The sequence below is a fragment of the Kluyvera sp. genome, assembly GCF_965301105.1.
This window is the reverse complement of sequence record NZ_CBDKZX010000021.1, coordinates 22,120-43,408: the sequence shown is the minus strand read 5'-3', so window position 1 is coordinate 43,408 and position 21,289 is coordinate 22,120. Positions and strand designations below refer to the sequence as shown.

At 49.8% G+C, this 21,289-nt stretch carries 21 protein-coding genes and 1 pseudogene; 9 read left to right on the top strand and 13 right to left on the bottom strand.

Translation table 11 applies throughout. The features are described 5' to 3' along the window. Positions 1 to 321 precede the first annotated feature (321 nt). The 5 genes from ACW14G_RS10370 to ACW14G_RS10350 form a co-directional block, all read right to left on the bottom strand. Positions 322 to 825 carry a contact-dependent growth inhibition system immunity protein gene (locus tag ACW14G_RS10370; RefSeq protein WP_249022779.1) on the bottom strand — a complete coding sequence of 168 codons (504 nt, stop codon included), beginning with the start codon at positions 823 to 825 and terminating at the stop codon, positions 322 to 324. Continuing rightward, positions 825 to 1,511 carry an endonuclease toxin domain-containing protein gene (locus ACW14G_RS10365; RefSeq protein WP_419057819.1) on the bottom strand — a complete coding sequence of 229 codons (687 nt, stop codon included), beginning with the start codon at positions 1,509 to 1,511 and terminating at the stop codon, positions 825 to 827. Before ACW14G_RS10365 ends, ACW14G_RS10370 begins: the two co-directional genes overlap by 1 nt. 434 nt (positions 1,512 to 1,945) lie before the next feature. Then, complete coding sequence (locus ACW14G_RS10360; protein WP_419057821.1) at positions 1,946 to 2,806, bottom strand: hypothetical protein; 861 nt, start codon at positions 2,804 to 2,806, stop codon at positions 1,946 to 1,948. A gap of 221 nt (positions 2,807 to 3,027) precedes the next feature. After that, positions 3,028 to 3,447, bottom strand: coding sequence for an SMI1/KNR4 family protein (locus tag ACW14G_RS10355; protein ID WP_271459143.1), 420 nt, complete (start codon positions 3,445 to 3,447; stop codon positions 3,028 to 3,030). A gap of 8 nt (positions 3,448 to 3,455) precedes the next feature. Next, entirely contained in the window at positions 3,456 to 4,076 is a 621-nt protein-coding gene (locus tag ACW14G_RS10350; RefSeq protein ID WP_455648577.1) for an HNH/ENDO VII family nuclease, read from the bottom strand. A 737-nt stretch (positions 4,077 to 4,813) separates the two neighbouring features. On the opposite strand from ACW14G_RS10350, the gene ACW14G_RS10345 reads away from it, so the two are divergent. Further along, positions 4,814 to 4,921 carry a SymE family type I addiction module toxin gene (locus tag ACW14G_RS10345; RefSeq protein ID WP_223803881.1) on the top strand — a complete coding sequence of 36 codons (108 nt, stop codon included), beginning with the start codon at positions 4,814 to 4,816 and terminating at the stop codon, positions 4,919 to 4,921. A 48-nt stretch (positions 4,922 to 4,969) separates the two neighbouring features. Here the strand turns inward: ACW14G_RS10345 and ACW14G_RS10340 are convergent, their stop codons facing one another. From ACW14G_RS10340 to ACW14G_RS10310, 7 genes and pseudogenes are all read right to left on the bottom strand, one after another. Continuing rightward, complete coding sequence (locus ACW14G_RS10340; protein ID WP_167575069.1) at positions 4,970 to 5,515, bottom strand: immunity 42 family protein; 546 nt, start codon at positions 5,513 to 5,515, stop codon at positions 4,970 to 4,972. A 2-nt stretch (positions 5,516 to 5,517) separates the two neighbouring features. Beyond that, positions 5,518 to 6,144 carry a hemolysin/hemagglutinin-like protein HecA precursor gene (locus ACW14G_RS10335; RefSeq protein WP_249022776.1) on the bottom strand — a complete coding sequence of 209 codons (627 nt, stop codon included), beginning with the start codon at positions 6,142 to 6,144 and terminating at the stop codon, positions 5,518 to 5,520. 194 nt (positions 6,145 to 6,338) lie between these two features. Further along, positions 6,339 to 6,665, bottom strand: a complete 327-nt coding sequence (locus ACW14G_RS10330) for a zinc ABC transporter substrate-binding protein (RefSeq protein ID WP_223803884.1) — start codon at positions 6,663 to 6,665, stop codon at positions 6,339 to 6,341. Positions 6,666 to 6,688: 23 nt separating this feature from the next. Then, positions 6,689 to 6,970 (bottom strand): ParB N-terminal domain-containing protein, encoded by a 282-nt coding sequence (locus tag ACW14G_RS10325; protein ID WP_249022777.1) that lies wholly within the window; start codon positions 6,968 to 6,970, stop codon positions 6,689 to 6,691. Between the two features lie 66 nt (positions 6,971 to 7,036). Then, entirely contained in the window at positions 7,037 to 7,363 is a 327-nt protein-coding gene (locus ACW14G_RS10320) for a hemagglutinin (protein ID WP_455648576.1), read from the bottom strand. A gap of 664 nt (positions 7,364 to 8,027) precedes the next feature. Continuing rightward, positions 8,028 to 8,640: pseudogene (locus tag ACW14G_RS10315) on the bottom strand (hypothetical protein); the annotation flags it as partial. A 381-nt stretch (positions 8,641 to 9,021) separates the two neighbouring features. Then, positions 9,022 to 9,741 carry a PadR family transcriptional regulator gene (locus ACW14G_RS10310; RefSeq protein ID WP_419057776.1) on the bottom strand — a complete coding sequence of 240 codons (720 nt, stop codon included), beginning with the start codon at positions 9,739 to 9,741 and terminating at the stop codon, positions 9,022 to 9,024. A 449-nt stretch (positions 9,742 to 10,190) separates the two neighbouring features. Here ACW14G_RS10310 and cuyA point away from each other — a divergent pair, with 449 nt between their 5' ends. The 5 genes from cuyA to ACW14G_RS10285 are packed head-to-tail and all read left to right on the top strand — an operon-like array spanning position 10,191 to position 14,503. Then, complete coding sequence (gene cuyA / locus ACW14G_RS10305; protein WP_249022782.1) at positions 10,191 to 11,195, top strand: D-cysteate sulfo-lyase; 1,005 nt, start codon at positions 10,191 to 10,193, stop codon at positions 11,193 to 11,195. After that, positions 11,188 to 11,898, top strand: a complete 711-nt coding sequence (gene cuyB / locus ACW14G_RS10300; protein ID WP_249022783.1) for a cysteate racemase — start codon at positions 11,188 to 11,190, stop codon at positions 11,896 to 11,898. Before cuyA ends, cuyB begins: the two co-directional genes overlap by 8 nt. 54 nt (positions 11,899 to 11,952) lie before the next feature. Further along, the gene (locus ACW14G_RS10295) at positions 11,953 to 12,960 is read left to right on the top strand and encodes a taurine ABC transporter substrate-binding protein (protein ID WP_249022784.1); all 1,008 of its coding nucleotides are present in this window, start codon (positions 11,953 to 11,955) and stop codon (positions 12,958 to 12,960) included. Further along, the gene (locus ACW14G_RS10290; RefSeq protein WP_163446069.1) at positions 12,957 to 13,727 is read left to right on the top strand and encodes an ABC transporter permease; all 771 of its coding nucleotides are present in this window, start codon (positions 12,957 to 12,959) and stop codon (positions 13,725 to 13,727) included. Before ACW14G_RS10295 ends, ACW14G_RS10290 begins: the two co-directional genes overlap by 4 nt. Continuing rightward, on the top strand, positions 13,727 to 14,503 hold the full coding sequence (locus tag ACW14G_RS10285; protein WP_163446070.1) for an ABC transporter ATP-binding protein: 777 nt from the start codon (positions 13,727 to 13,729) through the stop codon (positions 14,501 to 14,503). Before ACW14G_RS10290 ends, ACW14G_RS10285 begins: the two co-directional genes overlap by 1 nt. Positions 14,504 to 14,565: 62 nt before the next feature. On the opposite strand, the gene xylA is transcribed toward ACW14G_RS10285, so the two are convergent. Then, the gene (gene xylA / locus ACW14G_RS10280) at positions 14,566 to 15,885 is read right to left on the bottom strand and encodes a xylose isomerase (protein ID WP_163446071.1); all 1,320 of its coding nucleotides are present in this window, start codon (positions 15,883 to 15,885) and stop codon (positions 14,566 to 14,568) included. Between the two features lie 442 nt (positions 15,886 to 16,327). On the opposite strand from xylA, the gene ACW14G_RS10275 reads away from it, so the two are divergent. The 3 genes from ACW14G_RS10275 to ACW14G_RS10265 all read left to right on the top strand — a co-directional run bounded on the left by ACW14G_RS10275 (position 16,328) and on the right by ACW14G_RS10265 (position 21,289). Then, positions 16,328 to 17,767, top strand: coding sequence for an MFS transporter (locus ACW14G_RS10275; protein ID WP_249023287.1), 1,440 nt, complete (start codon positions 16,328 to 16,330; stop codon positions 17,765 to 17,767). A 62-nt stretch (positions 17,768 to 17,829) separates the two neighbouring features. Continuing rightward, complete coding sequence (locus tag ACW14G_RS10270; protein ID WP_163446072.1) at positions 17,830 to 19,503, top strand: glycoside hydrolase family 43 protein; 1,674 nt, start codon at positions 17,830 to 17,832, stop codon at positions 19,501 to 19,503. A 397-nt stretch (positions 19,504 to 19,900) separates the two neighbouring features. Further along, positions 19,901 to 21,289 (top strand): carbohydrate porin, encoded by a 1,389-nt coding sequence (locus tag ACW14G_RS10265; RefSeq protein WP_163446073.1) that lies wholly within the window; start codon positions 19,901 to 19,903, stop codon positions 21,287 to 21,289.

Sequence of the window (21,289 nt, the reverse complement as noted above, 5' to 3'; positions counted from 1 at the left end):
GAAGATCACCAGAACAGTGACCTGACGCCCTGAGCAGATGTGGCATACCCCGCCACAATGTACCGATGGTGTGCGATCTGCTCTGGCGTCCGGTCCCTTGCAGTAAATCCAGTTCCCTGCCACCGGGACTGACTCAGCACACCACGACCAGACACTGTTGACCGCTAGTCCCTGCACACTGGAAAAACGTCAGCACAATCGGCACCTGTGAGCATCAATGTGAGATTGCCGGAAGCACAACACACAACATTATGGCGGCACTCCTAAAACACATTTTGTATGGAAGTGAAAAGGGCAAAGCAATTCAGCCGACATTTCAAATTAATCTTTGCAACGACTGAGGGCTAACCGCAGACCTGCACCAATCTCTGCTAGGGAACTGTCGGCCGGAAGAATGACATCTTCAATACCATCACCTTTAGTTCTACCCCAACCTTCTAATTTTTCATGACGTGTTGGTGATATGGTAATGACACCATTAACACAATGAATAATGCAATGTTTCATATCCTTGAATAAAGCGCGTTTGGTTTTATAACCGTATTTATCCATCAGCATGGCTATCCAGGCCGCATACTTCTCCTTACCTTTCTCAATGTCAAAAAAATCAACACGATCCTCTAACTTATTCAGTGTCCGGCTATTGGCTAAAGCCTGTAATATAGTTTCACCAGCACATTCGTCGTCAGCTTCAGGTAGTAGTAAATGGGGAGGGAATAGTGGATCTGCACTAGTTCTTCCGAGTCCTGATTGAGTTTCAATTAGTAAAAACTCATTGGTACAATAACAAGTTGCCCAATAATCTTGTTCTTTATTAAATTTCATTATTTCACCTGAGTCACTTTAACGGTTACACCCTGACTTTTACCGTACTCAATAGTCCTATTTATCTCTGTCCATTGTGTTTTAGTAGTATTAGCCGGAACTGCAAGTTGTATTTCTCTATTAGAGATAATTGAAGAATCAAGGGAAGTTTTCGAAAGAGTATATATATCAAATTTTGCTGCCGCGTCAATATTTCCTTTTATCGAACTGTAGATCTGATTTGGGTTAGATAGTTTTGCCATTGTCTGAGTGTCCAATGATTTAGCGCTGACTGCTGTTTTTGTCGCACCGTCATAGTAATCAAAGGTTTTGAAATTCTGAGGCAAACGTGCATCAGCAGGTAATGATGTCCCGACATAATTCTCCCATGGCATGCTCTGCTTCATATTCTCCTGGCCCCACTTCAGACCAATATCCGCGGCGCTGACCGTCGCTGTCGCCGTATTACGCCCCATAAAGGAGACGGCAGCAGTCGCAAGCTCTTTCGTTAAGAGCCCCAGCGAACCCAGCGCCGCCTGATTTTCCGGGTCTGAAGCAAATGCCGCAAACTGCATCCAGCCTGGCGTACCGGCATCGATTTTACTCAGATCCTGACTGTTCCACTGCTGAACATATGCCCGGGCCTGTTCATCGCTCATTCCCTCGGCACCCGGAATATTATTCATCCAGGCTGGACGACTCGCCATATCGAGACCACCTTCGGCCAGTTCCTTATCCCATGCAAGCGCGGAAGCCGGGTTATCTTTCAGGGTCTCATCCAGTTGCTGGCTTTGGTTATCGCTGATTTTCTTCCATTTATCGATGACAGCCTGGCAGTCGCTACCAGATTTACGGCAGTCCGACAGCTCTTTATCAAAGGTCAGCGACTGATTGGTACTCAGGTAGTTATTCTCAACAACAAAAAACTACTTACGGAAGTGTCTTCGTACTTGCAGGTAGAATAATAACCAAATCCCAGCACCGATCCAAATCCCAACTGCAGCACCAATACATCCATATTTTATGTATGCAGCTAGAGCGACAGGGTTTCGTGTGATAAGCCAGATATTAACAACCATTCCAATAGAGCAAGTAGCAGCAAAAATAAATATTAGCTTAATAAAATCTAATAGGGGGTGTTTCATTTACCACCTCCATCAACTTCTTGCTGAACTCCGCTACTTGCACCTTCCGACATTAACGAACCAACTGATCCGCCAGCAATTCCTGGAACGGAATTCATTTCGCCACCTTTAAGCAAATACCCCGGACCAAAAGATGATTCAGAGTATTTTAAGGCATTTTTGCTGGCATCCATTCCTAGCTGATTTTTTATATACTGTGATTCAAACTTATTAGTAATTGAAGCACCAATATTATAGCCAAAACCTGTACCGGCCATACTGCCCACTACTGATGCGGTACTGTCCTGGCCTTCAATCTGACTGCTCATGTAAGCACTACCGGCCCCCAATAATTGGTTAGCGTAATATCCTTTCCCGGCTGTCCCTATCCCGGTTAAGCCTGACATCATGAAACTGAGGTAATCGAACTTCTCACCGGTATTGCCGGTTGCAACCTGGACAGCCCCATTTGCTCCGTAACTCAGCCCGGCACTAACAAATTTTTCCGTCAGCGTGGCTGATGACGTTAACAACGAACCCGCTCCGGCAACCGTACCCCAATAATTTTCTGGCTCACCGAAGAAAGCCAGAGCTCTATCACCCTGTGACGTATTGCTATTCAGATAGTTTAAGTCGTAGCGGTTACCTTCAATGACGTAGTCCTTCACATCCGGGTTTTCCAGCGAACCATACAGCCAGCCAGGCCGACCTGCCGCGCTGAGTCCGCCCTCAATATTCCATTTATCTTCCCCGGACAGCGCCGTCAGAGGGTCGGCAGCCACATCAATATGCAATTTCAGCCGGTTATCAGCACTAATTACAGCATACATGTTCTGAATATCTCCGCATTCACGACCGGCTTTACGACAGGCAGTCATTTCTCTATCAAATCAACTCTCTCTGACGTGCATTGTGGTGATGGATACGATTTTCCCCTGTTCTTTCCGTCAGTTACAACCGATTTTACCTGCTGTACTTCCGGCCCGCGAACTTTTTGCCCCGATGCACTTTTTCACTAAAAATGTTACCGCGTAGCAGTAACATAAAGTTTGCTGCGCCGCTATAATTACAACGAAATGCATGAGAACCCTCTCCTGCCTTAGTTACCATCGATCCAGACATCTTTCACCCAAGCAGCCAAATTAGGCCATTGCTCTTCACTACTGCCATCACCACTCCAATATCGGACGCACCCTTGTTGGTCTAGACAGTAATAACTGCCATTATCTTCACATATTGGCAACCACGATTCAGGCACTCCGACGCTTGCTGCATCATTTATAGCAACAGATAACTCACCGTAAAATTTTTTATCTCTTGTAACAGACAATAACTCGATTGGTCCATAGTATATATTGCCAACTTCTTGGAGAAGCTTCTTATAATCTGCTGAAAAAGAGAATCCAATACCCTTTTCATATTCAGCAATAAGAGCATCATCTGGTAAGGGGACATTATTCCTCTTACCACCAGATACTGCCTTTAACTCTTCAATCACATCACTCAAACTTTTAGTCATACTTTCACCTATCTGAAATCGTTAGCTCGTTGTTTCCAATAATCAGAACGCCATTTGTTAAACTCTGAACGGTTTATACCAGAAGGAATGCTGTTATCGTTAATGTGAATAGTACTATGGTTATCTTTGTGAAAGCTTTGAGTTACTTCCGCAATTGGCCCATCTTGACTTTGCAACATATGATGCAGATTTACTGGTTTCCCATCTGCACCAATCGGCGCACGTCCTCCCTGCATCAGCTCAAGGTTTGTTTTACCTGACTTAGGATCAATATAACTAGGATCAAACAAGTCATTTCTTTGATAAACTTTATTGCCATTGACTTCAACGGGATCTGCACTCCAGTACTTCCTCTCCTGACCAAAGTATTTCGCAGAACTGATATCATCGCCAGCTCTCGCAATCAGTTTTGACGCAGCCTCAAGATTGCCCGCTTTGAGTGCCTTATCAGCACCTTTAAGTAAAGCTCCGGCTTCATCGCCCAGCGGTCCCATAAGCCCGATAACCGCGGCAAGATACCCCAGCGCACTGTCCGCTTCCGCAAAACTCTTGAAATCTCCATAAACAGGGATAAAGTCACTACCAGCATCTGCGAACGCAGCAAGCAGTTCATCACGGTGCGCATCCATCTTCGCGCCACAGGCCTCAGAACTGAGTCCTGCACAGTTCTTCGCCTTAAACTCATCAACGGCTTCTTTCAGTTGGTTCTGAGCATCACGATATCTATCTTCCGGTTTTTTACCTGTGGCAAGGTAATCTGCGGCTTCGCTCAGAGAGTTATTCTCAACCGCATTCTTCCCGGCACTCGCCCCCGTTGCCGCCGCCGATGTACTGTCTCCGGCAATCCCCCCGCAATTCCCGCCGATACACTCGCCAGTGAGCTGATGGTCTGCTTTTGCGACTCCGTCAGGTCTGACATTTTCACGCCAGGGTAATAAATATCCGCAATAGCGCGTGCAACCAGCTCGCCTGTTGCAGCGCCCACAGCGCCTGATGCCGCGCTGTTATCCTGCAAAGCAGCAACTACACCCTCCAGAACGTCGTGTGCCACGGCGTTGACTGCAGGATTACTCTCCGTCGTTTCCTTCACCAGACGCGCCAGTTCCGGGGCGGATGCGCCAGCCAGAGCTCCGGTCAGGTCCAAGCTGAGCGAGTTATTCTCAACAACAACTCTTTCCGACGAGGATTCAGCAGCCTATGCAGAGTTTTTCCAACACACTCAGCAGTTAGAAGTACTTTCCCCACTGTATTTTGATGGAAAGGCACCAGTGCACCGATACGTGGTTTTGCTCCCCGTTTTCCATTTTCCCGGTGCTATTAAAGAGCATGCCTCCGCATAACCACTTGTTATCCCATCAGCCCTGGCTTGCGCCTGAACGGCAACTGGCAGGAAGAGGCGGGATTCAGCACCGACACGCCGATTATTGTCAGCGTGGAACAGGGACGGCTGGTGATCGAGCCGGTTGAGGGCTGACGGCTAAAAATAAGATCCCGGCGCAATGGCCGGGATCATTTTACTATTCTATCTTTTTAGCTTTGGAAGGATGTACTCTTTTAATGAGCTCAAGATATTATCAATTTCAACATTGGGAATAACAACACTTTCAGCCAAGACATCATCAATTTCTTCCCATTCATTTTTACCAGTCGCTAAATTTTCAACAAGCTGCTCTGTTTTTGCACCTAGAATTTTTATATCAATGCCATTGGATACTGCAAATAGCTGCATACCAGATGCATTAACATTTGGTATGTTAATGCAGAAATCAAATTTTTGATCTGGATATTCATCTTCACTTGATGATTCTGGATATGCCAAAGACATCAATGAGGAAAATGCCACATCCGCTTTTAGATTGAAGATGTCTTCATTGACCGGAAATGATACCAACGGGCTAGACTCATCAATAATCTCAAAAACATCAACCGATAACGTAGACGTCCTGATGTCATCTGGGAACATTTTTCCTTTTATAAAAATATATACAAAGCCGTTTAAAAATGACTCACTCCATTCAGGTACAGGATCAACCCAAATGGCAAAACGATATGGATCTCCAAAAATCATAATTACCTCCATTTCCCAGGCAAGCCAAACTCTTTACGTACACTATTAGGTATATCACTCTTTCTGATAGGGACGCTAGCATCGCCAGTACTTCCTGACCAATGCCATGTACCATCATTAGTATTAGTGAATTGGTGAATATTTCCCTCGCTGTCAATAGCGTACCTTTTCTTACCAGAAACTATCGAACTTTCTAATAAGTTCATAGAGTTACTTGGCTCAGTGCCTGCATTACGGTTATATCCTGCCTGTCCTGGCGTATGTTTTGGATTCGATTGATAACTATGCCCATTTTGGGTTTTCGTAGCCGTTGGCACAGGTAATGCACTACCTTTCCCAGCCTTACTAATTCCAGCAGCAGCACCCGCGGCATTAGCTATTGCCGCATGACCAAAAATATTCGCCAACTCAGTCGTGGTTTCTTCTGAACCACCAAATATTTGCGCACGATAAATCAGCGTATTAATCGAACCATCAAAGTTTGATTGTGCTCCACGCAGATTAACCCATTCCTGTTTCTCTGCCGGAGTCAGCGAGTCCATGCCTTCATTTCGGGCTTTGGCTGCCAGTTCATCACTTCTGGCGCTGCTTTCAGCCTGCCATTGCTTCATTTCCTTCGCAACAGCCACACACTCCTCAGCCGTTGAACAGGTATTTATCCGCTCCTGAACATTGTCATATTCTTTGGCATAGTTTTCGCGAATGCCAGCTTTGCAGCCGTTGTCAGCACCACAGGCCGCAAGTTCTTCGCTACGACTTTTTTGTTGTTGCTGGCTCAGGTGATTATTCTCAACCGCAACCGAGGGAGTTGGAATTTCTTATATTACGGACCACCCCACGTTAATTGAGACTTCAAATCGCCAGGAACTATATTAAATAACTCTTTTATATAAATAAGATGTTGGTTATAATTTGGTGATATATTCTCATTGCATTTTTTAACATAATATTTTGCTTGGTTATTTAAAAACCATATATCGTGCTCTGTAAAGTTCTTATCCAAGATAGTAACAGTCAAATTATGAACAAGTTCAGCTTCGAGATAGCAAGATAAATTCAAGTTTTTTTCTTTATTTTCCGGTCTCTGTAGGTTTCTTATATAAGGCAGTGCAAGCCCTAACATTTTCACGTATATTTCATTTTTATACATGTAACCATCCTTATGATTATTTATCACTTTCTTGTCGGCATAGAAGAGGCTCCAGCCGGAGCATTTTTAGTCTGAGTCCATGAGCCATTTTGTATAAGCTTTTCTATGTACGAAGCATCTCCTGTTTTCTTATATATTTCCTGAGCTGCAACCATCCGGTGATTACCTTCAGATATATAATAATTTCCCTTACTATCAACATATCCGGCAATACGCCCCTCAGGTGCTGTAAACTTATAATTGCCACTCAACATATCGTTTTTGAGTTGATCCACCTGTTGTGGATTACGTAATCCAACTTGCATACTTTTTATTGCAAATGGAGCACCGCCTTGGGATAAGTTGGTTATGGTAGCTTGTGCTAGTTGTACTTAATCCTTTGCCAGTAACCCGCCCGAAACTAACATAGCCTGATTTTCCGGATCTGAGGCAAATACCGCAAACTTCGTCCAGGTCGGGCTGTTTACATCAATGTTCGCAAGATCCTGACTATTCCATTGCTGGACATAGGCTTTGGCTTCGTCACTGGTCATCACTTCCGCGCCCATGCCACCAAGCCAGCTTGGACGACTTGCCATATCAGAACCACCCTGAGCAACTTCTTTATCCCAGACCTGTGCTCCAACCGGATCGTCTTTCAGCTTCTTATCGCTTTCCGCGCTTTGCTTATCGCTGACCTGTTTCCATTTATCGATCACAGCCTGACAATCACCACCTGATTTCCGGCAGTCCGACAGCTCTTTATCAAAGGTCAGAGCTTGGTTTGCACTGAGATAGTTATTCTCAACCGCATTCTTCCCGGCACTCGCCCCCGTTGCCGCCGCCGATGTACTGTCTCCGGCAATCCCCCCGCAATTCCCGCCGATACACTCGCCAGTGAGCTGATGGTCTGCTTTTGCGACTCCGTCAGGTCTGACATTTTCACGCCAGGGTAATAAATATCCGCAATAGCGCGTGCAATCAGCTCGCCTGTTGCAGCGCCCACAGCGCCTGATGCCGCGCTGTTACCCTGCAAAGCAGCAACCACACCGCCCAGAACGGCGTGCGCCACGGCGTTGACTGCAGGATTACTCTCCGTCGTTTCCTTCACCAGGCGCGCCAGTTCCGGGGCGGATGCGCCAGCCAGAGCACCGGTCAGGTTGCCGCTACCGGCCAGCGCTGTCAGCGCCGCTGTCGCTGCCTGGATACCCCTCTGCATCGTGCCACCGGTTCCCATACCCGTCGCGGCAAACGCTTCATTGTAGTAGTTCTGGTAAAGCTGATTACTGATATCTTCTGCTGTGGCTGTTTTATCCGGATTTTCTTTTTGCCACTGCGCTCTCGCTGCATCGAATTCTGTAGATTCAGCCGTGCTCATGCGATCTTTGGCGTTTTTAATCGCATTCAGCTCACCTTGCGTCCTCGCGATATCCGCCGCCTGGCCGCCAATTTCACTGATAAGCCCGATAGCCTGCAGACGGTTCTGTTCTTTCTCCTTGTCAAAAATCGGGCTGATACTGTCATTGGCATGTTCCGTATCACGGCTCAGGTTCGCCACGTCCTGCTGCTGATTTTTCTTGTCCCGGATGGTGATGGTACCGTCAGCCACCGCCGCCTGCGTGGTTCCTTCTGCATGCCCATTTTTGCCCGCTGCAGAAATCATCCCGCCCGGCATGTTGCCCTTGAACTGGTCACCGCCAAATTCACCGCCACCGCTCAGGTTGATGCCCGAGTGCTGGGTTTTGAAATCCGCTTGATTGTGGATATCGCTGAAGCCCAGGGGCCCGGTATCCAGACTGTTTTTATCTGCCGTGGCAGTGGAAGCAATAACCGCACCATCAAGCTGAGTATGGTTGCCGACGGTGATATCGAAGCCGCCATCACCAGCAAAGATCCCGGTTTGTTCTGCGACTGAGTCAAAGCGGCTCTTCATCTTGTCGCGGGAGGCGGCGATGTAACCGGAGCCTGTCATGCTGCCGAAGGTGAAGCTGGTTCCCGGCAGAAATCGCCACGCTACCGCCCGTCGAGCCCACGGTGCTGAAGCTCTGGCTTTGGGTGCCCTTTTTCACGTAAGGCATGGGTGTTTTTGCTGCTGCCAATGGTAAAACCAAGACCACCCGTGCCCATCAGACCACTTTTTTGGGTTTCTTTATAGGCCAGTAGGTGTCTGTGTTGGTGCCCGCTACAATATCCATATTGTTTGCCGGCCTGAACGGTAGCGTTATTGCCGGAAAGAATAGTATGGGATGTCTTCTTGTTGAATACACCACCATATTCCTCATGCCTTCATTAGCAACGTGAGGCTATCTCTATGACGACGCGTTTCCCCAGCGCCTGGGTGCAGGTAATGCACCGCAGGCACTGAAGCGGTCAGTGGTTAAAGAGGGAGTTTTTTGAGTGCTTCAATGGCGGTTTGTAGCACAGTCACCATCTGGCGCTGTACCTCCGGGTCGCTCTGATGGCGGGCGTGAATCTGGTGGCGCAGCTCGGCCACGGCGTCGCGTAATGCAGGATCAAAATCGGTAGGGGCTTCGCGCATCGCCTCAGTCATGGTGTTCATCTGCTGAGCGAAGTGGTCCAGCCGCGCCATGATAGCGTCAGCCATAGCTCTGTTTTCCGCCAGCCATGCCGTGCCCTCTGCCGCCAGCGCATAGCGCTTGCGGGTACCTTCCTGAGTGACGGTGACATAGCCGACATCCTCAAGCCAGGTCAGTGCCGGGTAAACGACCCCCGGGCTCGGTTTGTAGAACCCGGCGCTTTTTTCGTCGAGCCGTTTGATCAGCTCATAACCATAGCTGGCATTCTCCTCCAGGAGGGCCAACAGCAATAATTGCAGTTCATCGGCGCTGAACTTACGCCCGCGTAAGAACGGCGGGCGTCCACCGTTGCCAAAGAAGTCACCCCGGCCGCCGCGTCCAGCGCCGAAGGGCCCGCCGTGATGGCGTCCAGCCATATGGAAGCATGTCTCATCTTCGTCATCGAACGGGTTGAACATCGCCATTCGAGGATCGTGGTGATGATGTGGGTGATGATGATGGCCATGGAGGCCGTGTTCATGGTGACCACAGGCGTGGCGATGGAATCGATCAAAAAACATAGGGTACTCCTTTTATAGTGTACGTGAATCTCTTCTTGCATCGTAAGACTGTATCTTAAGATAGTTAAAGGCTATATCTTACGATACAAAAGATCAAGCGCAGTGGTAAAAAATTGTCCGGAGTGGCGGGATGACTGGTTGTAGCCAACATTTCAGCTTAACGGGATGGATCTGCAGGCAGGCAAAACGATATCCGGGGGCGGATATCGTATTCGCCATTAACAATCGAGATGGTTTTTTCCCTTGTGTTGCGCGCTCATCCCGCAAACAATATTCTTTTTCACCGTAAGCTATTCCACAAAAGAATATCTCTGCGCAGGCTGTTCGCTATTTCTCAGCTTATCCGTTTTTCAGTAATCGTTATTTATTATTGTTGATTGGTCCCATCTTGCAGATGTGTATAGTGAATTTCACTTTTATAAAGCGATTTTTATTAGCAAGGAGCATTTATGCATCTGGCCCGGTTCCCCCGAATTTCACTTGGTCATTTCCCCACGCCACTGGAGCCGCTAAATAATTTAAGTCAATTATTAGGCGGACCTAAAATATGGATTAAACGTGACGACGCCACCGGTCTGGCAATGGGGGGAAATAAAACCCGTAAACTGGAATTCCTGCTGGCGGATGCGCTGGAGAAAAAAGCCGATGTGGTCATTACCCAGGGGGCGACACAGTCGAACCATGTGCGCCAGACCATTGCAGGTGCTGCGCGTCTGGGGCTAAAAGCAAAGGCGCTGCTGGAAAAACGCGTGACCGATTTTGGCGAGGATTATCAGCGTTCAGGTAACGTGCTGCTGGATAATCTGCTGGGTGGCGACATTGTCGCTCATCTGCCGGCTGGCACAAATATGCAGCTGGCGATGGAAGAATACGCCGTGACGCTGCGCGAGCAGGGGCACACGCCGTATATCATTCCCGGCGGCGGCTCGAATCCGATTGGTGCGCTGGGCTATGTGGCCTGCGCGGAAGAGTTGTTGTATCAGTCATCAGAGCGCCGTCTGCGTATCGATCATGTGGTTCACGCCACGGGCAGTACCGGTACGCAGGCCGGGCTGGTGGCGGGTTTTACGGCCACCAATAGTCATATTCCGGTACTGGGTATTAGCGTGCGAGCGCCAAAAGCGCAGCAGGAAGAGAATGTCTGGAATCTGGCCTCACGGACGCGGGAGCTGCTTGGCGTGCCGGGAGAACTGTCGCGGCATGCAGTGGTCGCGAATAGCGACTATGTCGGCGACGGGTACGGTTTGCCGACGGAAGGGACCCTCGAAGCGTTAACGCTGCTTGCCCGTCATGAAGGCATCTTGCTTGACCCGGTCTACTCCGCAAAAGGCATGGCCGGGCTAATCGATCTTATTCGTAAAGGCCATTTCCGCTCAGATGAAAACGTCGTGTTTATCCACACCGGCGGCGCGGCAGGTTTGTTTGGTTATCGCCAGGTGTTAGAGCATGGCTAAGCCTTTTTTGCTTGGCGTGCTGGGCGGCATGGGGCCGCTGGCGACGCTGGATTTTCAGCGCCGCTTGCTGGATGCCACTCCTGCGCAAAGCGATCAGCAGCAGATCCCTTCGGTGGTCTGGAACGTACCGCAAATTGTCGATCGCCAGAAAGCGCTGGCGGGCACCGGGCCATCGCCTCTGCCACAGTTACTCCACGGTATTGAGAAGCTGAATCAGGCGGGCGCAAGCCATATCGCCATTCCCTGCAACACCGCGCACCACTGGTACGATGCGCTCAGTGAAGCGAGTGAGGCGCCGATTCTGCATATCGTTGATGCCACGTTGGATGCGCTGTCACTGTCAGCGCCAAAGCCACGGCGGGTAGGGGTGATTGCCACCAAAGGCACGCTGGAAGCGGGCTGGTATCAGAACCGCCTGGCGCAGCAGGACATCGAAGTGGTTGTGCCAACGGAAGAGGAACTGACGCAGTGGTTTGTGCCTGGCTGCTACGCGGTTAAACGCGGTGCGCTAAAGGAAGGGGGAGAGTGGCTGTCACTGCAGGCTAATGCACTGTTTGCTCGCGGGGCACAGAAACTGGTGCTGGCCTGTACTGAAGTACCCGTTGCGTTTGAGGCGGTCAATGCCCCGTTCCGTCATCTTACCTTCGACCCGGCACAAGCGCTGGCCGAACGATGTTCGCAGTTATGGCAAATAAAGAGATAAACCGTCCGGCGTAGTTTCGGGCGAAATCATCGGTTTCATCAAAGGAAAAATAAAATGAAAAAAAGTCTCTGCTTATTAATCGCAGCGGGTGGTTTATGGGCAAATATCAGCTTTGCCGAGACGCCGGCTGAGGTTCGTGTCGCTTATAGCGGCGGTTCGCAGGTATTAATGTTGGCAAAAGCCGACGGCTCTCTGGATAAAGCGCTAAACAGCAAAGTGAAATGGGTGCAATTTGCATCGGGCGCCGATGCGTTGAATTATTTTGCCAGCAATGCCATTGATATTGCTAATTTCGGGTCCAGTCCTGCCACGGCGGGTATCGTGCGTAAATTACCGGTCGAGATTATTGGCGTGTCGGGCGTGATTGCCAGCTACGAGCGACTGATTGGCAAAGATGGCATTGTGAAAATCAATGATATCGAAGGTAAGCGTGTGGCTTATCCGCCAAACTCAACGGCACAGTACGCCCTTGAAGCCGCAATTAGCGTGAACAAGCTGGATCGCAGCAAAATTACGCTGCTGCCGCTGCGTCCGGCTGAGATGGTGGCGGCCTGGAAACGTGGCGATATTGATGCTGGCTACGTCTGGGCGCCATTTGCCCAGGAGCTAGAGGCATCGGGCGGGCATCAGGTCTTTGCGACCAAAGATCTGCAGAAAGACGGCTATCTGATCTACAACAACTACGTCGTACGCAAAGCCTTTGCGGAACAATATCCAGAAGCGGTCACCGCCTTCCTGCGCGTGCACCAGCAGAAAGTCGATGAGTTCAGGAAAGATCCGGAACGCGCCGCGGCGATTGTGGCTAAAGAGGTTGGCGCGCCGGTCACCACCGCAGCAAATACGCTCGGCGGGCTGGAATACCCGACGCTTGCCCAGCAGGGCACCGCCGACTGGCTGGGTAACGGTACACACACCTCCGACAGCGGCATTGGCAAAGCATTGAGCAAAACCTCCAGTTTCCTCGCGGGTATAGGCGAGATTCGCCAGCGTGATATTCCCGCCAACTGGGATAACGCGATCCAGTCTCGCTACATTCGTGATGCGGCGGTGGCGGCACAATGAGATTGAGTCAGCATATCGCCATCAGCGTGCTGTCGGTGGCGGTTTTCTTTATCGTCTGGCAGGTGGCGGCGACGCGACAGTGGGTTGATCCCCTGCTGCTGCCGTCGCTCACCGACATCGGGCTGACCACCGAAGAGCTGCTGGCAGACGGCTATCGTCAGGTGCCGCTGTGGGAGCATATCGCGGTGAGCCTGGCGCGCGCCCTTAGCGCGTTTTCGGTGGCGATTATTATCGGGATACCGCTGGGTCTCCTGATGGGTTTGTCGGAGGGGTTGTCGGCGGTGCTTAACCCTTTCGTTCAGTTTCTGCGTCCGCTGCCCAAAATCGCGCTTATCCCGCTGGCGGTGGTCTGGTTGGGCATTGGCGAAGCATCCAAATTTTTCCTGATTTTTATTGCCACGTTTTTGAGCGTCGTGGTGGGGGCGTCGGCGGCCGTTGAGCGCATTGGCCGCTCGCGTATTCGTGTGGCGCAGACTCTCGGGGCATCTCGCTGGCAGATTTTTCTGCGCGTGGTGTTGCCGGATGCGCTACCGGATCTTTTCACCACCGTCAGGCTTTCGATTGGTATTGGCTGGACGTCGTTGATTGCGGCGGAAATGGTCGCGGCCAGTTCGGGGCTGGGCTGGATGGTTATTAACGCCAGCTCTTATCTGCGCACCGATATCGTCATGCTCGGTATTTTGCTGCTGGGTGGCATCGGTTATTTGCTGGATCTCTTACTGCTGGGGCTACAACGTCTGACGGTGCCCTGGGCGGGGAAAGAATAATGAGTGCAATCACTCTCGAAAATGTGTCGCTCGCTTTTGCGGCGAAACCACAGCCGTTTACGGTGCTGGAAGATATCAGTCTGACCCTGACGCGCGGCGAGTTTGTTGTGCTGCTCGGGCCGTCCGGCTGCGGAAAATCCACCATTCTGAACCTGGTCGCCGGGTTCAATAAACCGGATAGCGGACGGGTGGCGGCAGGGGGCAAAACGGTGCGGCAGCCGGGGCCGGATCGCGGAATGATTTTCCAGCAGCCCAATCTGTTTCCCTGGCTGTCGGTGCTGGACAACGTCACCTTTGGCCCGCGGCTGGGAAAACATCGCAAGGACGAAACCAACGCTCAGGCGAAGGCGTGGCTGGAACGCGTGGGGCTGAAAGGGTTCGAGAATCACGCGCCCTGGCAGCTTTCCGGTGGTATGAAACAGCGCGTGGCGCTGGCACGCGCCTGGCTTCCCGGCCCGGAAGTGCTGCTGCTTGACGAGCCGTTTGGCGCACTGGACGCGCAAACCCGGCTGATGATGCAGGAGTTGCTGCGTGAGGCCTGGTTATCCACCGGCACCACGCTGCTTTTCGTCACCCACGATGTGGAAGAGGCGTTGTTTCTTGCCGATCGCATCCTGATCATGTCGGCAAAACCAGGAAAGATCGTCGATGAGATCGTTCTGCCCTTTGGGCGGGAGCGGGATATTGAAACGTTGGCCGAACACCCTGCCTACAGCGAGATCAAACACCACGTTCTGCATCGGGTACGGCTCGAGGCAAAGCGGCACCTGGGCTAAACGTCGGGAATGAATCAACTCCTTTTGAGCAAATGCCCCCGCAGGGGCATTTAAAACAAGATTTAGTCAAAGAGGTAAGCGTTAACGAGGTTTTCGAGCTGTTCCTGATGCCCACTTTGATGCTGAGGGTTAAGGTTATGCTGCTCGGCATAGTGGGCAAGCTGCGCTAGCGACAGTCGTCCTTGCATAATTTGTTGACCCAGTTCGCCATTCCAGCCTGCATAGCGTTTTTCAAGGCGCTTATTGAGCGCGCCATCTTCAAGCATACGAGCGGCTTTCTTCAGCGACAGCGCCATCACATCCATTGCGCCAATGTGGCCATAGAACATATCGTATTTATCGGTGCTTTGACGACGCACTTTGGCATCAAAGTTCAGACCGCCAGTCGTAAACCCGCCAGCTTTGAGGATCTCATACATCACCAGCGTGTTCTCTTCAACGCTGTTCGGGAACTGGTCGGTATCCCAGCCGAGCTGCGCATCGCCGCGGTTGGCATCCACGGAACCGAAGATATCCAGGGCAATCGCACTGGCAATTTCATGCTGGAAGGTATGCCCTGCAAGGGTCGCATGGTTGGCCTCGATGTTGACTTTAATCTCTTTTTCCAGACCAAACTGCTTCAGGAATCCATATACCGTGGCGACATCGTAGTCGTATTGATGCTTAGTCGGCTCCTGCGGTTTCGGTTCGATCAGCAGCGCGCCACGGAAACCGATTTTATGTTTGTGTTCAACGACCATCTGCAGGAAACGGCCAATTTGCTCGCGCTCCTGGCGCAAATCCGTATTCAGAAGCGATTCATAACCTTCGCGGCCGCCCCACAGAACATAGTTTTCACCGCCCAGTTTCTGGGTTGCGTTCATGGCGGTAACGACCTGGGTTGCAGCCCAGGAGAACACTTCAGGATCCGGGTTGGTTGCCGCACCGGCGCCGTAACGGGGGTGGGTAAAGCAGTTGGCGGTTCCCCACAGCAATTTCATTCCGGTTTCTTGCTGTTTTTGCGCCAGCACATCGGTCATTACGGCAAAGTTATTCAGATATTCCTTCAACGATGCGCCTTCTGGCGAGACGTCGACATCATGGAAGCAGTAATACGGCACATTGAGTTTGTGGAAGAATTCAAAAGCAACGTCGGCTTTCATTTTTGCTAGCGCGAGCGCATCGCCAGCCTGCTGCCAGGGTTGTTCAAAAGAGCCCTTGCCAAACATATCCGCGCCATTCCAGCAGAAGTTATGCCAATAACAGGCGGCAAAGCGCAGATGTTCTTCCATTCGTTTACCCAGCACGATTTCATCCGGATTGTAATGACGAAAAGCGAGTGGATTGGTTGTTTTAGGTCCTTCAAAACGTACACGATCGAGCTGATCGAAATAATTTTGCATAATGAACTCCATAATTCAGAAAGCGAAAAGTCAATCACTGTGGCTATCCTGTATTTTCCATCGCGCCTTGATCAATTACGGAATTTCATTCGCAGATTAGGAGATTGCCCAAACGTGATAAATATCACAAAAGTATTGTTATATATTCATGGCGATGATGTGTATATGAAAGCCTATTTTGGGGAGAGCTTCCGCTGACAAACGTTGGAAGAAAACGATGACTTTGTAGGATCTATGCGCCTTGCGCAGGCATTGCGGGGGTTGAAAAGGCCATATTGTTGCTACGTGTACGTAAGAAATATGTGTTTTAATGATCACAAAAGTAAAAAAACGTAACCAGTTAATATAAAAACGCAATAGATTGTCGGCGGTGACCTGTGCCAAAAAGTGTTTCACATTCACAAATGAAATCGGAGACCTGATTGGAATGCGTAAAAATATAATTCAAAATCGGCATGACGAATATCACAAATTAACACGGGGTGAGCGTATTGGTTATGGGATGGGTGACTTTGCGCAGAACCTTGTATTCGGTACGATTGGCGGTTTTCTCGCGCTACACATGTTGACGGTAAATACCATTAGTACGGCAACGGCTGGATTTATATTTCTTTTTGTTCGTATCGTTAACGTTTTTTGGGATCCGATGGTCGGAACCTATGTTGATAAAAGAAGTTCAGCGGCGGGTAAATATCGCCCATGGCTTTTAAGAGCCGGTATTCCGCTTGTTATTCTTTCCGCATTGCTGTTCGCCCCTATCCCTGGGGTTCAGGGTTCTGTTCCCTTTGCGTTTATTATTTATTTAGCGCTGGACCTGGTGTATTCAGTGGTTAATATTCCTTATGGTTCTCTTAACGCCTCGTTGACGCGAGATCCGGAGTCTATTGATAAACTCACCAGTACCCGCATGATGCTGGCAAACAGCGCTAACCTGCTTGTCTATACGCTGTTTCCGATGTTTGTACAAATGGCGTCACCCAAAGACAGAAGCCTCAAAGACACGGGTTTTTTTGGTCTTGAACTTAATATGGGTAACTATACCGATCCATCCGCGAATTATGCATGGTTTGGCGTATACTCCATTTATATGATAATTGGCGCAGTGGCACTTTTCGTCTGCTACAAATTCACTAAAGAGCGTGTTGTCGCGACGGCGGAACAAACCGCTAACGTGAAAACAACCGATCTCTTCCTTGAGCTGAAAAATAACCGACCTCTGGTCATTCTCGGTCTGTTCTTCATGCTGGCCTTTACCTTTATGTTCTTTATGAACACGGTCAATGGTTTCTTTAATCAGTTTGTTGTTGGTCATTCAGAATGGATGGGCGCAATTGGTCTTGTCGCCTCAATTCCCGGTATTATCTTCCCTATTTTCTGGTCCAGACTGAAGCGCATTTTTGGTAAAAAAGGGTTCTTCCATCTTTTCCTTGGCATGTTTATCGTCGGTGAATTATTGACCTACGTTTGGTCACGTGAAGGAATGCATGATGCGCTTTGGCTGGCTTACATCGCGACATTTATCAAACAATGGGGCTTAACTTCGGCCACGGGTTTCATGTGGGCACTGGTTCCTGAAGTGATTGCGTATGGCGAATTAAAATCAGGGAAGCGCAACGCCGCAATTATTAATGCGATTATGGGCCTGTTCTTCAAGATTGGTTTTACGATTGGCGGCGCGATTCCATTGTGGATACTGGCGGCATATGGCTTTAGCGAAACCGGTGCCCAACAAAGTGCCAGTGCTATCGATGGCATTATTATGACAGCCGTGTGGATCCCTATTATTTTGGCGATTGTGTCGATGATCATTATTCAGCTTTACCCTATCTCAGACAAAAATGTCACCGAGATCAACCGTCAGCTTGATGAGATACGGGTATAGTTTAAAAAATTATTCGATTTGTGAAAGATTTAAAATAAATAATTATAGAAAGGTAGAATGATATGGCCATTATTCAAAACCCTGTATTACCTGGATTCAATGCGGATCCCAGCATTATCCGCGTTGGTGAAACCTACTATATTGCCAACTCTACATTTGAGTGGTTCCCTGGCGTTCGCTTACACGAGTCAAAGGATCTGCAAAACTGGAATCTGCTTCCCAGTCCGTTATCGACAACCACGCTTTTGGATATGAAGGGCAACCCTTCATCCGGTGGGATTTGGGCTCCGGCGCTCTCTTATGCTGATGGCAAATTCTGGCTAGTGTATACGGATGTGAAAATCACAGAAGGCGCCTTTAAAGACATGACCAACTACCTGACCACCGCGACGGATATCCGTGGCCCATGGTCAGACCCCATTAAACTGAATGGCGTTGGTTTTGATGCTTCATTGTTCCATGATGATGATGGGCGCAAATATATTGTTCAACAAACCTGGGATCACCGTGAATATCATCACCCATTCAATGGCATTACGTTAACGGAGCTTGACACCAGGACCTTAAAATTAAAACCAGAAACCGCGCGGACGCTCTATCGCGGTACCGCTGTGGCACTGGTTGAAGGGCCGCATCTCTATAAGCGAGACGGCTATTACTATCTTTTTGCCGCTCAGGGTGGGACGGTGTTTACCCATCAGGAAGTGGTTGCCCGTTCAAAAACGCTGGATGCCCACAGTTTTGAAACTGCGCCTGGCGAGGTGTTCATCACTAACGTCGATACACCAGACAGTTACATTCAAAAGCAAGGGCATGGCGCTTTGGTTTCAACGCCTGGTGGTGAATGGTACTACGCCTCGCTCTGCGCCCGTCCGTGGAATCGCCCTGGTGAGTCGATTTACGACCCGCGCGGTTGGTCAACGCTGGGCAGAGAGACATCGATTCAAAAAGTGTACTGGGATGAAGAAGGCTGGCCGCGTGTCGAAGGGGGGCACGGTGGAAAAACCTTCGTTGAAGGGCCAAAGGATGCCATTTACACCGAAAGCGCCAAAGATCATAGCCAGTATGATGCCTTTACCTCATCGACGCTCGATCACAACTGGAATACGCTTCGCGTTCCGTTTAACGAAAAGATGGGCACGACTGGCGAAGGTAAATTGACATTAATAGGTCAAGGCTCGTTAGCCAATACCCATGACCTGTCGCTCATTGCCCGACGCTGGCAAGCCTTCTATTTTGATGCGCAAGTTAAGGTTAAATTTAATCCATTTAGCTATCAACAGATGGCTGGGTTAACAAACTACTACAACGATCGTCATTGGAGTTTTGTTTTCATCACCTGGAATGAAATTAATGGCTCGGTCATTGAAGTTGGTGAGAATAACCGTGGAAAATATACATCTTATTTAAAAGATGATGCGATCAACATTCCGGAAGGTACTGAGTATGTCTGGTTCCGCACGAAAGTTCGGAAACAAACCTATAGCTATGAATATAGCTTTGACGGTACTCATTTCACTGAAATTCCTGTCACATTAGATGCTGCAATACTGTCAGACGATTACGTCCTGCAAAGCTATGGCGGGTTCTTTACCGGAGCCTTCGTTGGCCTGGCAGCCGTCGACTATTCTGGTTATGAAGTCAGTGCCGATTTTTATGATTTCTCCTATCAGGAACTGGGTGACACGTTAACCTCTGCGGGGATTTATAGCTGGGAGGCTAGCGAACGACGCTGAGCTTAACGGCAGATTAGTGAATGTAAATTGTTCACTGATAGTCTTGTGTAAGAGGCGGTAGCTGATACAGCGACCGCCTCGCATCAGGATGCGATAGATGGCGCCAGCACATTGCCAGGCGTGACGATGAAATACCGCAAGTTGTATTTTCCCTTATGGTCGAAATATCGAAATGACATCAGTCATTTGGTTAATACGCATAGTGTCAAAATAGATTATTTGTCTATGACTACATTTTTAATTATCCAGAATATGGAGGTTTCATTACGTCATTTATTTAAACTTACCTCTGCATAAACAAAAATAAAATCAGCTTGTTTTGGTGGCGTCTTTTTATATTTGCACCAGAACGGGATGGTTATTGTCTGAGAATATAATTAATTAATTTGAGATAACCATGAAAACTGTAAAAAAACTTCCTTTAGCTATGGCGGTTATTGCCGCACTTTGCCCTCTTTCCTCTGTAATGGCACAAGAATTTACTCAGGAACAAATCGACGCCATTGTGGCCAAAGCCGTCGATAAAGCACTGGCGGATCGTCAGGCCAAAATGGACGCCGCCGCCGCGAAGAAAGTGGATCTGGAGACCAACCCGCAGACCGCAGCAGCGACGCCGGATATGGCGGTACCGTTCGGCCTGAAGTTCAGCGGCTACGCCCGCTACGGCGCGCATTTCCAGGCGGGCGATCAGAAATACGTCGGCGTGGACGGCTCTTATAACGGCGCCTCGGCGATCGGTCGTCTGGGTAACGAAGGCAACGGCGGCGAATTCCAGCTCACCAAGGCCTTTAAGAGCGAAAAAGGCGCAATCTGGGATATCAACGTAATGTTCGACCACTGGAGCGACGAAGTGAACCTGAAAAAGGCCTACGTCGGCGTGACCAACGTGCTCGAATCCAACCCGAACGCCTATATCTGGGCCGGTCGTGACTTCCACCAGCGTCCGCAACAGGGTATCAACGACTACTTCTGGATGAACCACGACGGCCAGGGCGCCGGGGTGAAAAACTTTGATATTGGCGGCGTGCAGTTCGACGTGGCCACGGTGGCTCAGGTGAAATCCTGTAGTCCGGAAGTGATGGCCGATGAGTCGAACCCGTCGCGCATCACCTGTACCGGTAACTCCGACACCGGTGACGACGGCCACTACGCGCTGACCACCAAAACCCACAACATCAAAGCGGGCCCAATCGATGTTGAGGTGTACGCCAACTACGGCTTCGACTCCAAAGCGGTGGATAACGACAAGCAACTCGATGCCTGGCAGGGCGGCCTGCTGTTAAGCCACACCAACAGCGATGACAGCGGCGTGAACAAGGTTATCCTGCGCTACTCCGATAACTCGGATAACAGCGTGTTCAACAAAACCGACGGTCTGACGGCTATCTACGCCAGCTTCGAGGGTAACTACAAGTTCACCCAGCAGGCGCAGGTGGAATACCTGCTGGCGTTCCACGACTACGACAACAGCAAAGACAAAACCGATAACCGTAAAAACTACGGCGCGATTGTGCGTCCGATGTACTTCTGGAACGACGTGCACTCGACGTGGCTGGAAGCGGGCTACCAGCGTGTGGATTACGACCAGGGCGGAGATAACCACGGCTGGAAGCTGACGCTGTCGCAGAACATCGCGATTGGTATGGGCCCGGAATTCCGTCCGATGCTGCGCTTCTACGTGACCGGCGGTCAGGTCGACAACAAGCGCACGGCGAAGGTGAACGGTACCGACGACCAGCAGCTGGATTCACTGAACTTCGGCGGCATGTTTGAGGCGTGGTTCTAA

Bases quoted from the DNA above. Each gene is read 5' to 3' on its own strand.
- ACW14G_RS10370 (WP_249022779.1), bottom strand. From the start codon at position 825: ATGAAATTTAATAAAGAACAAGATTATTGGGCAACTTGTTATTGTACC.
- ACW14G_RS10365 (WP_419057819.1), bottom strand. From the start codon at position 1,511: ATGGCGAGTCGTCCAGCCTGGATGAATAATATTCCGGGTGCCGAGGGA.
- ACW14G_RS10360 (WP_419057821.1), bottom strand. From the start codon at position 2,806: ATGACTGCCTGTCGTAAAGCCGGTCGTGAATGCGGAGATATTCAGAAC.
- ACW14G_RS10355 (WP_271459143.1), bottom strand. From the start codon at position 3,447: ATGACTAAAAGTTTGAGTGATGTGATTGAAGAGTTAAAGGCAGTATCT.
- ACW14G_RS10350 (WP_455648577.1), bottom strand. From the start codon at position 4,076: ATGGATGCGCACCGTGATGAACTGCTTGCTGCGTTCGCAGATGCTGGT.
- ACW14G_RS10340 (WP_167575069.1), bottom strand. From the start codon at position 5,515: ATGATTTTTGGAGATCCATATCGTTTTGCCATTTGGGTTGATCCTGTA.
- ACW14G_RS10330 (WP_223803884.1), bottom strand. From the start codon at position 6,665: ATGTATAAAAATGAAATATACGTGAAAATGTTAGGGCTTGCACTGCCT.
- ACW14G_RS10325 (WP_249022777.1), bottom strand. From the start codon at position 6,970: ATGCAAGTTGGATTACGTAATCCACAACAGGTGGATCAACTCAAAAAC.
- ACW14G_RS10310 (WP_419057776.1), bottom strand. From the start codon at position 9,741: ATGTTTTTTGATCGATTCCATCGCCACGCCTGTGGTCACCATGAACAC.
- cuyA (WP_249022782.1), top strand. From the start codon at position 10,191: ATGCATCTGGCCCGGTTCCCCCGAATTTCACTTGGTCATTTCCCCACG.
- cuyB (WP_249022783.1), top strand. From the start codon at position 11,188: ATGGCTAAGCCTTTTTTGCTTGGCGTGCTGGGCGGCATGGGGCCGCTG.
- ACW14G_RS10295 (WP_249022784.1), top strand. From the start codon at position 11,953: ATGAAAAAAAGTCTCTGCTTATTAATCGCAGCGGGTGGTTTATGGGCA.
- ACW14G_RS10290 (WP_163446069.1), top strand. From the start codon at position 12,957: ATGAGATTGAGTCAGCATATCGCCATCAGCGTGCTGTCGGTGGCGGTT.
- ACW14G_RS10285 (WP_163446070.1), top strand. From the start codon at position 13,727: ATGAGTGCAATCACTCTCGAAAATGTGTCGCTCGCTTTTGCGGCGAAA.
- xylA (WP_163446071.1), bottom strand. From the start codon at position 15,885: ATGCAAAATTATTTCGATCAGCTCGATCGTGTACGTTTTGAAGGACCT.
- ACW14G_RS10270 (WP_163446072.1), top strand. From the start codon at position 17,830: ATGGCCATTATTCAAAACCCTGTATTACCTGGATTCAATGCGGATCCC.
- ACW14G_RS10265 (WP_163446073.1), top strand. From the start codon at position 19,901: ATGAAAACTGTAAAAAAACTTCCTTTAGCTATGGCGGTTATTGCCGCA.